Below are 11,638 nucleotides of genomic sequence, written 5' to 3'. Positions count from 1 at the left end.
TCCAGTCCAGATCGCGCCGGCTGCTGCTGCGCCAGCGGCGCCGCCACCTGCTGCGGCAAGTGCGCCGGCGGCCGCGAGCCAGGACTAGGCGTGGGCCTGAGCGTGATGACGGCGGCCTGAGCCGCCGTCATTGCATTGTTCCCGGCGGTAATCCCGATATCCACTGCCGCTTCCATCGCTCCCTTTCCAAAGTGCGCGCCGGCCGCTACATCCGCCGTATGCCGCTTCATCTCATCAAGCTCGCCGTCGGTTGCGACTCGGTCAAGGAACTCAAGGGCTGGGTCGCCGAACGGATGGCGACCGCCAAGAAAAAGGGCCTGCCGCTCCGTCACGTCCACATCACGCGGATGACGCCGAAGCGCGAGGAGGAGATCCTCGCCGGCGGATCGCTGTACTGGGTGATCCGCGGCGAGATCGCGGCGCGCGAGAAGATCATCGCGATCGAGCCGTTCCGCGACAAGGACGGCATCGGACGCTGCCGCATCGTGATGCAGCCCAAGGTGATCGCCGTCTCGCCGCGGCCGATGCGGCCGTTCCAGGGCTGGCGCTATCTGACCGCGGACTCCGCGCCCGCCGATCTCACCAAGTCGAGCGCGGCCAGCGTGGCGTCGATGCCGGAGCCGATGCGCCGCGAGCTGCGCGACCTCGGATTGCTCTGAGCAATCGGATTGCTCTGTGCAATTACTGAGTGACGAGACGCAGCCGGCTCCATTCGGACGCCGGAATCTCGACATAGCGGCCGCCGCCCGCATTGCTGACGGCGACATCGAGTAGCTCGTGATCAATTCCCATCTCGCCGAGATAGCGCCGGAACTGGTCGGTGAAGATCGAGGTCAGGCTCTCGCGACGCTCGGCCGAGACGTTGGGCGCGAGCCGGTTCTGGATCGCCATGCCGCTCAGCACCACGTGGCTGCCCGCGAGCAGGCTGCGATGCACGCCGCCCGACAGCATCAGCACGCAGGCGAAATCGCAGGCGATGCCGGACAGCTTCTCCTTCGCATCCAGCGGGCCGCCGGGCCGCTTGAGCGCGAAGCATTCCTCCTCGGATTTTCCGGCGCAGGCCTCGACCTCGGTCGCCGCGACCACGGCATCGATGCTGCGATCGCGCAGGATGCGGCCGAGGCTGGCGGCGACATTGAGGTTGGAGTTCCCCTTGATGTTGATCACCACCGGGAGCTTGCGGCCGTTCTGCCGGTCGAGGATCGCCAACAGGCGCTTGTAGGTGTCCCACTGCACGGAGCCTTCGGCCGCGATCCAGTCCGAGCAACCTGGACCGCAGGCATCGGACGCACCATGCGCAACATAGAAGATCATCGCGCCGGGCACCGAATTGACGCCGCCGACCGGCGGCCGGGTCTGCGCCTGCGCCAGGCCAGCGGCCAATAGCGCGATGCCGAGAAGAATGCCTTGCCTGAAATACCTGCTCATTCCGACCGACTGTGAAAGGCGCGATCATCCCCGCGTCGCGAGCGTGGCGCGAGCACGACCCGGCCGCACGGATGAGGCCGGGGCCTTCATTACAGGTTCGCAGCTTGTTTGCGCGTGAACCGCATCACACTTTACGGACCCGGTTCAGACCGCGATGTTGTCGATCAGGCGCGTGCTGCCGAGCCTTGCCGCGACCAGCATCCGCATCGGGCCGTCCTTCAGAGATCGGATCGGCGCCAGGGTGGCGGCGTGGCGGACCTCGAGATAATCCAGCACAAAGCCGGCCTTGGTGATCTCTGCGGCGCCGGCGGCCATTGCGGTTGCGGTGTCCTCGCCGGCGCGCAGGCGGCCTGCCGCTTGCTTCATCACGCGGTTGAGCTCGGGGGCCGCGCGCCGTTCCTCCGGCGAGAGGTAGACGTTGCGCGAGGACATCGCGAGGCCGTCGCGTTCGCGCACCGTCTTGGACCCGATCACCTTGACGCCGAGGTCGAGGTCCGCGGCCATCTGGGTCACGACCCGGAGCTGCTGAAAGTCCTTCTCGCCGAAGATCGCAACATCGGGCCGGACCTGGGTGAACAGCTTGCCGACCACGGTGGCGACGCCGCCAAAGAAATGCGGCCGGAAGCGATCCTCGAGCCCGGCGGTCGCCGGTCCCTCCGGCACGATTCGGGTGGCGAAGCCGTCCGGGTACATCGCCTTCACCTCGGGGTGCCAGATCAGGTCGACGCCCTCGGCGGCAAGCTTGGCGACGTCTTCCTTCCAGGTGCGCGGATACGAACCGAAATCTTCCGTCGGCGCAAACTGGGTCGGGTTGACGAAGATCGACACAACGACCCGCTTGGCGCGGCGCTTGGCGAGCCGCACCAGCGACACATGGCCGTCATGCAGCGCACCCATGGTTGGGACCAGCGCGACGGTCGCCTTCTTGGCGCGCAGGGTGTCGACGGCGCGACGAAGGGCAGGGACGGTACGGACGACGGTGGGATTTCTCGGCATCTGGTCTCGACTCGTGGGGCAATCCGGGTGGGATGTTTGGTGTTCGGCAGGTAGCGCAGCTTACCAAGTCCGAACCGCTGTCGGCAAACCGCCGTACGAGCATTACCCGATCTCGAATGCGCATGGATCGCGGGCCTCGTGCCGCCGATCGACGCAGCCGGCTGCTCGTTCGATTCATCATTAAGGTCGGCTGCAATTGATTTCCTCTTGCAGTGATGCATTTCACTTGACCGCAGCCGTGCACGATTTGAAGATCATCGTGGGGATTGAATCATGTTGGTGCAGGCTAGTCAGGGTCAATCCGGCTCCGCACATGTCGTGGTGCTCGGCAACGAGAAGGGTGGTTCGGGCAAGTCGACCACCGCCCTGCATATCGCCGTTGCGCTCCTGAAGGCCGGACAGCGCGTCGCCACCATCGATCTCGACTGCCGCCAGCAAAGCTTCACGCGCTACATCAGCAATCGCCAGGCCTGGGCGCGGCGCTCCGGGCTCGATCTCGAACTTCCCGCGCACCATTGCATCAAGTACGGCGAGACGATGCAGATCGAGGAAAACGAGAACGCCGAGTTCCAGCAGTTCATGGCCGCCGTGAGCGCGGTCGAACGTGCCTATGATTTCATCGTCATCGATACCCCCGGCTCGGACAGCTACCTGATGCGGCTCGCGCATTCGATGGCCGACACGCTGGTGACGCCGATCAATGACAGCTTCCTCGATTTCGACGTGCTGGGCACCGTCGATCCCGCGACCTATTCGGTGATCGGCGAGAGCCATTACGCGGAGATGGTGCGCGACACCAGACGCAAGCGCCGCCAGCTCGACGGCGCCTCGACCGATTGGATCGTGGTGCGCAACCGGCTGTCGATGCTCGGCTCGCGCAACAAGCAGCTGGTCGCCGACGGCTTGAAGCAGCTGTCGCTCCGGCTTGGGTTCCGCGCGGTCGACGGCTTTGCCGAGCGGGTGGTCTATCGCGAATTCTTCCCGCGCGGGCTGACGGCGCTCGACGAGATCGACGAGGCGACGCTCGGCACCCGCCCGAACCTCGGCCACGTCACCGCCCGCGAGGAGGTGATGAGCCTGCTCCGCCAGCTCAAGCTGCCGCTCGACGAACGCGGCCGCCGGCGGGCCGCCAACCGGGCCGAATGGTTCAGCCAGGTCGACAAGCCGCTCGAAGTCGACGACATCATCGGCAGCTAGCGACCGTGAATTCGTAGGGTCCGCTTCCAGGTCGCTCGCGCGGGAGGCGGGTGGCCAAAATATCGAAAACAACCCCATGCAAAGCAGCCGGCGGTGGCCGGCGTTCGACCAGGCTACTTGACACGTCGGGCAACTCACCGGTATTTTTCCAATATTCCGAAATTGCGCGCGTGCGCTCGATCCCATGGGGCATGGGGCGTTTGCATGCTTCCGTAATGCTGGCGGGCCGCCGCAACGACATCGGTTTGCTGGCGATCACCACGGCGGTCATTATGATCGTGGCCGCTGAACATCCAGAGACGGCCTGCCGTTCAACCGGGCCTTCAAGGCGGCCACCGATCTGACCCCGACCGAATTCAGGCAGCTTGCGCTGGCCAAGGTGGCTCCCGATCCAGGCAAAAGGACCACCGCCCAGGAATCGGCCAACCGGGCTGAGGAATCGGTCAGCCGAATTCTGAAGCCGGCGAGCGCGGGCTGAAATTCTCGGGCAGGCTTTCCGAACGATCGGCTTGGGCGGTCGCAAACTGCGAAGCGAGGATTGAATGGAACGGCGCCAATTCATGTCACTTCTCGGCGGAGCTGCGTTGGCACCGCTCTCCGGATTGCCGGTCTATGCGGATCCCGCCGACGGCTGCAGCGTTCCGGTCGGGCGAGACGATGGCTGGCCCGTCGCCATCGTGACCGAGGGCAAGCTCATCGACCGCCCGGCGCTGTGCGGCATGGCCGATCGGATCGCGGCCTCGAGCGACGGCAACATCCATTCCGTGCTGGTGGTCCGTGGCGGCAGGCTGGAGTTCGAGCGCGCTACTTCAGGGGCCACGACGAGGTCCCCAGCCGCTTCTACGGCACCCGGGTCGAAGACGTCGCCTTCAATGCCGATACGCTGCACAATTTGAAATCGGTCTCGAAGAGCGTCGCCTCGCTCGCCGTCGGGATCGCGATCGATCGCGGGCTGATACGCAGCGTCAACGAGTCGATCTTCAGCTTTTTCCCCGAATTGTCTGACCTGCGGTCCCCCGACAAGGACCGCATCCAGCTGGTGCACGCCCTCACCATGTCGATGGGGTTGGCGTGGGTGGAGGCGACGCCGGCGACCGGAGACGACAATGACGAGGTGCGGATGCACAAGGCGTCGGATCCGTGTCGCTACGTCCTCGGTCTTGCGGTAACGGGCGAGCCGGGACAGCAGTTCCTCTACAACACCGGCGCGCTGACGCTGGTGTCGGCCATCATCCGTAAGGCGACCGGACATCCGCTCGATGAATTTGCGCGCGCCGAATTGTTCGAGCCTCTGGGCATCTCTGCCTTCGAATGGAGCCGGGTCAAAGGGGATAGCGACGCCGGTGGCGGCTTGCGCCTCCGGCCGCGCGACATGGCGAAGATCGGCCAGCTGGTGCTCGCAGGGGGCCGCTGGAACGGTCGCCAGATCGTCCCAAAGGCATGGATCGAGACCTCGACGCAATCGAAACTCAAGGCATCGGACCGTCAGTCATATGGATACCTGTGGTGGCTCGGTCGTGCCCAGTTCAATGGGCGCGCGGTCCAGTGGATCGGCGCGTTGGGGCGCGGCGGGCAATCGATCCGCGTCGTCCCGGAGCTCGATCTCGTCGTCGTGGTCACCGGGGGATACTACCAGGACTACAGCCCGCGGGCGTTTCAAGCGCAGTACGGCGTCTTCAAGGACGTCCTGAAAGGGATTTCGCCTCCGGCCTAGTTCGACGTCAGCACGGTCATCTTGAACGGCCCACTATTGGCGGCGGCATGCGCGACCGCGTCATTGGCGTGGTCGAGATCGAATGTCGAGACCTCGAACTGATCGAGCCGCAACAGCCCGGCGCGGGCGAGGTTGACGAGGCCGAAGGTCGCCTCCGGCGGATACATCCAGACGCCGTGAATGGTGATGCATTCGCGCATGATCCAGGGATAGGGCAGGTCGAGCCCCGGGCCGCCCTGCATGCCGACACCGCCCATCAAGACGACCCGGCCGTAGGAACGCACCGTCATGATCGCGGCGCGGACGGTCGGCGTCGTCACCGATGGCGGCATCAGGTCGAGCACGCAGTCGATCGGACCGGGCGCGGCGTGCCGCATGCGTTCGCGATCGTCGTCCTCGTTGCCGCCGAGCGTCACGGTGCGCACGCGCGGGCCAAAGCGGCGGACCAGATCGGACAGCACCTTTTCGTTGCGGCCGGGGGCGACGACGCAGGCGGCGCCCATCGCGAGTGCGACGGCAACGGCGGCACTGCCGAAATTGCCGGTGGCGCCGTTCACCAGCACGGTCTCGCCCGGCTGCAGGCGCGCGGCCAGGAATCCACCATAGGGCACGAGGCAGGTGCCTAGCGCGCACCATGACGGCGCGTCGGCCGGATCGATCGCGCCGATCCGCTTGGCGTTCTCGGTCGGCAGCAGCGTCTGCTCCGCAAACGTGCCGTGACGGAAGTGCCGCTGCAGGCGCAGCCCGCCTTCGCCGCGCGCGCTCCAGCCCTGCAACGTGATGTCCGGCGAGATGCTGTCGTCGCGCGAGCGGAAAGTCGGATCGCAGTACACCCAATCGCCGGCGGCCAGGTGGGTTGCGTCGGGCCCGACCGCGCGAACCCGTCCGATGGCGCCGAGACCCGGAACGGCCGGCAACTCGAGCAGGTAGCGGCGCTCGCCGCTGAACACCTCGTTGGTGTAGGAGAGGACGCGCGTCGCGGCGACGTCGACGAGGACTTCGCCCGTTCCGATCACCGGTGCGGGGACCTCCTCGATCACGAGCTGAGAGCCGAACGACTTTAGAACTGCTGCTTTCATCTGATCTCATCCCTTGCTGAGATCGGCATCATCCCGCGCTCAGTTGCGGCCAGGAAGACCTGGTATTATCCTAGGATTGTCAGACCTACTCAGGAGCCGGTGATGGCCACTGCGCGGCAAAGCGAACTTGGCGATTTCCTGCGATCGCGGCGGCAGAAGCTGACGCCCAAGCTCACCGGCACGCAGGCTGGGCGGCGGCGCCGAACGCCCGGCCTGCGCCGCGAGGAGGTGGCCGAGCTCGCCGGCATTGGGGTCGACTGGTACGTCCGCCTCGAGCAAGGCCGCTCCGTCAGCCCGTCCGCCACCACGATCGACGCGCTGGCGCGGGCGCTGCGTCTCAGCAAGGCCGAGCACGCGCATCTGCGGGCGCTTGCAAAGGATGGCGACCGTCGGCCATTTGCGGCCGAGACCGTTCCGCCTGCGATCCGGCGCGTCGTCGAAAGCCTCAACCAGCCGGCCTATGTCACGGGGCGGCGGTGGGACGTGCTGGCCTGGAACGCTGCTGCGGAAGAGGTCTTCGCGTTCGGCCGCATGCCTGAGGACCAGCGCAATACTCTGCTCTTCGTGCTGACCAACCCCAAGAGCCGGCAGCTGTTCGGCGCAAGCTGGACCGAGGAGGCGCGGCGCATCGTGACGCAGTTCCGCCGGACGCACGACCTCTGGGCCGGCGATCCGGCCTTCCTTGATCTGCAGGCGCGGCTTCGCGCAGGTTGTCCGGAGTTCGACGGCTGGTGGGGGACCCACGACGTCAGCGTCAGCGTCGCCGGAACAAAGGCGCTCAATCATCCCAAGCGCGGCCGGCTGACCTTTGAATACGCCACCTTCCAGGCCAATGACGATCCGGGCCTAAAACTGATCATCTACACCGAAATCGGTTGAAATCCGTGGTTTTCCGGTGATTTTTGTCACAGAGCGGCCAAAAAGCCGGAACAAAGGTGCCGGAATCCGGTTTTCCCTCAACGTCGATCCAAGGCTCGAACGTGGCTCGAACGCAACCTTGGAAACTGACGTCATAGGGGTAAGAGGAGAGTGCGAGCCGTCGCGTTGGTAGTGTGCACCTGCACAAACTATAGGTGCAACGCACAACGTTATGCCACGGAAGCCACAATATTTGGACTTCCTGTCACGGCGCTGTGACATATATTCTCAAAAGGAGGCCGAAGAGCCTCCGGCCAAAATAGCCTGTCAAGGCGGGCACCTCGAGGACGTCATGAAGCGTGGAATTCTCGTTCTGCTTTCGCTCTCCGTGGTGATCACGGGTGCGTATTTCACCGCGAGCAAGTGGGCGATCCGTCACGAAACCCTCATGTTCAAGGATCCGACGCGCGATGAGCGGCCGGTCGCGGTCGATGTTGCGGTGCGCTTCGACAAGGAGATGCAGGCCGACGCTGGCATGATCAAGCTTCCGGTTGCGATCCTCAATCATGGCAATACCGTCAAATTCACCGAATATTCCTTCCTCGCGAACGTGTTCGCGGCGCGCGGCTATCTGACGATCAGCATTCAGAACGACCTGCCGTCGGATGGACCGATGGTGACCAAGGTCGGCGAGCTCTATGTCGGCCGTCTGCCGCAGTATCAGCGCGGCATCACCAACATCAAATTCGCCATCGAGGAGATGAAGAAGCGCCAGCCGAATGCGGACTACAGCAAGCTGACGATGGTCGGCCATTCCAATGGCGGCGACATCGCGATGTATTTCGCCAAGCAGTATCCGGACGAGATCAAGAAGGTCGTCACGCTGGACAATCTGCGTGTGCCGTTCATGACCGACGGCAAGTTCAAGATTCTGTCGTTCCGTTCGCATGATCAGCAATTCAAGCCCGATCCCGGCGTGGTGCCGGACGAGGAGGAGTGCGAGAAGGCCGGCATCACCGTCGTGAATACCAACTTCCAGCACAACGACATGCGCGACACCGGACCCGAGAAGGCCAAGGACTCGATCCAGGCCATGCTCGATAAATTCCTGGCCGACACCGACAGCGCTGTCGCGCCGGTCGACACGCGCAATGCGCCGCCGAAGATCCTGGAGCCCGGCCCGGTCTCGCTCTATGTGCCGGTCGAGAAGCCGTCCCAGACCTTCGGCGAGAAGCTCAAGAAGTCGCTCTCGCTGAGCAAGACCGAGACCAAGAAGGGTCCGTCGGTCACGAACTGACCAGCTGCCCGGGATCCGATCCGGGCAGGCCGGCTCGTCACGTTGACCAATCCGATGCCGCGGCCCACATAGTGTTTGCTGTACGAGGCAAGCGCTGATGGCTGGCAAGACGATCAAACCGACATCCGGAAGCGAGGTGCGCCCGGCCAATACGCCTGACGTACCGACGTCGAGCTCGAACGACATCGCCGCGTTCGTGGCGAAGGCACGGGCGATGTCGCCGCATCGCGCCGGCGCGCGCGGCAGGCTGGTGTTCGCGCTCGACGCCACGATGAGCCGGCAGCCGACATGGGACTTGGCGTGCACGCTGCAGGCGGACATGTTCCGCGAGGCCGGCGCGCTCGGCAGCCTCGACATCCGCCTCGTCTACTATCGCGGCTTCAACGAGTGCCGTGCCTCCGGCTGGATCTCCGACAGCGCGCAGCTTGCGCGGCTGATGAGCAAGATCGACTGCCAGGGCGGCAACACCCAGATCGGCAAGGTGCTGTCGGAGACGCGCCGCGAGGCGGTTGCGGCAGGCGTGCGCGCGCTGGTGTTCGTGGGTGATGCGATGGAGGAGAGCGCCGACGCGCTGTGCGCAAGCGCCGGTGAGCTCGGCTTGCTCAAGGTGCCGGTGTTCATGTTCCAGGAGGGCGCGGACGCCACCGCCGAGCAGACGTTTCGCGAGATCGCGCGGCTGACCGGCGGCGCCTGGTGCAGGTTCGATCCCGGCGCGGCTGCACAGCTCCGCGAATTGCTGCGTGCCGCCGCGGCCTATGCTGCCGGCGGCCGCGAGGCGCTGCTGCAACTGGCGAAGACCACGAGCGGCGCGGCCAAGCTGATCGGCCAGATGAAATAGGCCGCGCCGCGTCAGGTTTTGCCTGACGTTGCGGCTTTTGCAATCGTGCCGAGCAGCGTCGACATGTTGGCCGTGACCTGTCTGGTCGTTTCGGCGACGCCGTGCCGTTCTGCGAGCCAGGCCGGATCGTTGTAGGCGAGCCAGCAGTCGCCGGCGTCGTCCTGCCAGACCAGCGCCTTGAGCGGCAGATCGATCCCGATCGTCTGCGCAGCCTGCATCAAGGGCGTGCCGCCTTTCGCATTGCCAAAGACGAAGAGCTCGGTCGGACGGAGCGCGAGGCCGGCGCTGGCGGCGCCCGCAGCATGATCGATCCGCGCAAACAAGGTCAGCCCACTGGCCTGAAGTTCGGCCTTGAGCCGGTCGGCAGTCTCCTTTGGCCCGACATTGCTGCGAAGGCTGATCAGTCCGTCAATCGCCATCAGGTTTGCTCCAGCGCGGTTGCCGCAAGCTACCCAATCGCAGCGGGCGGCGCCACGCGGAGGGGCTTCACGCTCCGGTGAGACGAAGCTTCGCATGCTTTTTGTCGCAGAGCCGCTTATATTCCGCGCATGCCAACCCTGATCGCCGGCGTCGTCGCCGTTGTCGTCCTCTATTCAGCGCTGCAGATGTTTCGCGCGGCCAATCCCGCCGTGCTTGCGCGCGCGATCAAGATCGGCGGCGGGGTGCTCGCGCTTGCGGTCGCGGCCTTTACCGGCGTGCGGGGCGAACTGGCGGTGGCCATCCCGCTCGGCATCTTCGGCGCCGGACTGCTCGGCTGGTCGCCGTTCGGGAACACCGGGCTTCCCAATTTCGGCGGCATGTTCGGCGGTTCGCGCAGCCCCGGACAAAGCTCGCGGGTGCGCTCCCACTATCTCGACATGAGCCTCGATCACGGCAGCGGCGTGCTCACCGGGCAGATCGTGGCAGGACCGCAGGCCGGCCGCATGCTCGACGAGTTCGACCTGGCGCAGTTGCTTGCGATGGTGCCGAGTTTCGATGCCGAAAGCGTCGCGCTACTTGAAAGCTATCTGGACCGCCGCTTTCCCGCCTGGCGTCAGGACGCACAGGGCGACCGGGCAGGGGGGCAGGGCCGTGCGGCGACGAGCGGCAAAATGACGAACGAGGAGGCCTATCAGATCCTTGGCCTGCAGCCGGGGGCGTCGCGTGACGACATCAGCCGGGCTCACCGCACCCTGATGAAGAAACTGCATCCCGACCAGGGGGGCTCGACGTATCTCGCTGCCCGTGTGAACGAGGCCAAGGATACTCTGCTTCGCACGCATCTCTAACTCCGGCTACGCACTGACGCCACAGCCGAGAGCTGCCTTCCGCTTCTGATTGATGCCCCGTGTGGCCCGCCGCTGTCCGGCGTGGCCGATCGTTCTTTCGGGAAAACTTAACCGTAAAATCTTGACGAGAAGTTTTCATGGTGGCGCCGCGTGCGAATGGGCCAGTCTTTCTCGTGCGCTGTACGCACAAAGCAAAAGGGCCGGCGCTTGCGGCGCCGGCCCTTTGAGATCGGTCGTCGTGTCGATCAGTTGCGAACGGTGATGCAGGAGATCTCCGCACGCTTCAGCGTCTTGCACGCCGCTTCGGCCTGGTCGCGCTCGAGACCGGCAAAGCGGGCGCGGTAGAGCTTGCGATTGTCCTTGGCGACCACTTCGGTGAACGGGTCCGCCTTGCTGAGCAGGCCGCGGGCCGAGCTGCGCGCGAGGTCGATACGCTTGTTGGCCTCGCCCTCGGATTCCAGCGCGCCGACCTGGATGATCCAGCCGGAATGCGCGGCGCCCGGCTTGACGGTGCTGGTCTGCGGGGCGGCCTGGAGGCTGCGGGTCGGTTCGATCGAAGCCACGGCCTGCGGGGCTGGGGCGGCGGGTGCATGCACGGACGAAGCCGGCAGCACGCCGAGGATGCCGTTGCCGGTGCCGAAATTGGCCGGCTGCGGCGGCATCTCGGGCCTCGAGGTCTCGGCGGCCCGCGCCATCATCGCGTTGGAGGTCTCGGGGATCTCGCCGCGCGACGGGATCGTGTTGGTGATCGGCGGCGCGGACTGTGCCGGGCCGGCGGCGGCGAGCTTGATCTGGCCGGCCTTGACCTGGACGGTCTTCACCTTGACCGGCTTCATCGGCTCAGCCGAGCCCGGGATCGCGGCGAGTTGCTGGGTCTGGATCACGCCTGAGGTCAGCGGCGCCGGTTCGGGCTTGGCCTGCGGCTCCGGCTTTGCCGGGGGCGACGGCAGGGCGGCTGCGGCG

The 11,638-nt window shown here is 65.5% G+C and carries 13 protein-coding genes; 8 read left to right on the top strand and 5 right to left on the bottom strand.

Annotated features, from left to right (window positions below; all coding sequences use genetic code 11):
- Positions 1-218: 218 nt before the first annotated feature.
- Complete coding sequence (locus tag AC628_RS39130) at positions 219-659, top strand: DUF1489 family protein (RefSeq protein ID WP_050399784.1); 441 nt, start codon at positions 219-221, stop codon at positions 657-659.
- Between the two features lie 22 nt (positions 660-681).
- Here AC628_RS39130 and AC628_RS39125 read toward each other — a convergent pair whose 3' ends face one another.
- Together AC628_RS39125 and panC are read right to left on the bottom strand one after the other, a co-directional pair.
- Positions 682-1,428 (bottom strand): hypothetical protein, encoded by a 747-nt coding sequence (locus AC628_RS39125; RefSeq protein WP_083633295.1) that lies wholly within the window; start codon positions 1,426-1,428, stop codon positions 682-684.
- A 144-nt stretch (positions 1,429-1,572) separates the two neighbouring features.
- Positions 1,573-2,424: a pantoate--beta-alanine ligase gene (panC, locus tag AC628_RS39120; RefSeq protein WP_074131984.1), complete on the bottom strand. Its 852-nt coding sequence runs from the start codon at positions 2,422-2,424 to the stop codon at positions 1,573-1,575.
- Between the two features lie 273 nt (positions 2,425-2,697).
- Between panC and AC628_RS39115 the strand changes: the two genes are divergently transcribed.
- The 3 genes from AC628_RS39115 to AC628_RS39110 all read left to right on the top strand — a co-directional run bounded on the left by AC628_RS39115 (position 2,698) and on the right by AC628_RS39110 (position 5,335).
- Positions 2,698-3,621, top strand: coding sequence for a division plane positioning ATPase MipZ (locus AC628_RS39115; protein WP_074131982.1), 924 nt, complete (start codon positions 2,698-2,700; stop codon positions 3,619-3,621).
- A 50-nt stretch (positions 3,622-3,671) separates the two neighbouring features.
- Complete coding sequence (locus tag AC628_RS44950; RefSeq protein WP_143202047.1) at positions 3,672-3,965, top strand: hypothetical protein; 294 nt, start codon at positions 3,672-3,674, stop codon at positions 3,963-3,965.
- A 368-nt stretch (positions 3,966-4,333) separates the two neighbouring features.
- Positions 4,334-5,335 (top strand): serine hydrolase domain-containing protein, encoded by a 1,002-nt coding sequence (locus AC628_RS39110; protein ID WP_245321552.1) that lies wholly within the window; start codon positions 4,334-4,336, stop codon positions 5,333-5,335.
- Here the strand turns inward: AC628_RS39110 and AC628_RS39105 are convergent.
- Positions 5,332-6,414 (bottom strand): alcohol dehydrogenase catalytic domain-containing protein, encoded by a 1,083-nt coding sequence (locus AC628_RS39105; protein WP_074131980.1) that lies wholly within the window; start codon positions 6,412-6,414, stop codon positions 5,332-5,334. The two genes, AC628_RS39110 and AC628_RS39105, sit on opposite strands and share 4 nt — an antisense overlap.
- 102 nt (positions 6,415-6,516) lie before the next feature.
- Between AC628_RS39105 and AC628_RS39100 the strand changes: the two genes are divergently transcribed.
- The 3 genes from AC628_RS39100 to AC628_RS39090 all read left to right on the top strand — a co-directional run bounded on the left by AC628_RS39100 (position 6,517) and on the right by AC628_RS39090 (position 9,407).
- Positions 6,517-7,293, top strand: coding sequence for a helix-turn-helix transcriptional regulator (locus AC628_RS39100; protein WP_074131979.1), 777 nt, complete (start codon positions 6,517-6,519; stop codon positions 7,291-7,293).
- A gap of 331 nt (positions 7,294-7,624) precedes the next feature.
- Positions 7,625-8,569 carry an alpha/beta hydrolase family protein gene (locus tag AC628_RS39095; RefSeq protein WP_074131977.1) on the top strand — a complete coding sequence of 315 codons (945 nt, stop codon included), beginning with the start codon at positions 7,625-7,627 and terminating at the stop codon, positions 8,567-8,569.
- Positions 8,570-8,666: 97 nt separating this feature from the next.
- Positions 8,667-9,407: a vWA domain-containing protein gene (locus AC628_RS39090; protein ID WP_074131976.1), complete on the top strand. Its 741-nt coding sequence runs from the start codon at positions 8,667-8,669 to the stop codon at positions 9,405-9,407.
- Between the two features lie 11 nt (positions 9,408-9,418).
- Here the strand turns inward: AC628_RS39090 and AC628_RS39085 are convergent, their stop codons facing one another.
- Complete coding sequence (locus tag AC628_RS39085; protein ID WP_074131974.1) at positions 9,419-9,826, bottom strand: DUF302 domain-containing protein; 408 nt, start codon at positions 9,824-9,826, stop codon at positions 9,419-9,421.
- A 129-nt stretch (positions 9,827-9,955) separates the two neighbouring features.
- Here AC628_RS39085 and AC628_RS39080 point away from each other — a divergent pair, with 129 nt between their 5' ends.
- Positions 9,956-10,675, top strand: coding sequence for a DnaJ domain-containing protein (locus AC628_RS39080; protein WP_074131972.1), 720 nt, complete (start codon positions 9,956-9,958; stop codon positions 10,673-10,675).
- Between the two features lie 245 nt (positions 10,676-10,920).
- Here the strand turns inward: AC628_RS39080 and AC628_RS39075 are convergent.
- A partial coding sequence (locus AC628_RS39075) for an SPOR domain-containing protein (protein WP_143202046.1) occupies positions 10,921-11,638 on the bottom strand: 718 nt, incomplete at its 5' end.

The organism is Bradyrhizobium sp. NAS96.2, assembly GCF_001908235.1.
Lineage (GTDB): Bacteria > Pseudomonadota > Alphaproteobacteria > Rhizobiales > Xanthobacteraceae > Bradyrhizobium.
The sequence above is the reverse complement of the archived record's forward strand: the minus strand, read 5'-3'. Positions and strand labels throughout refer to the sequence as shown.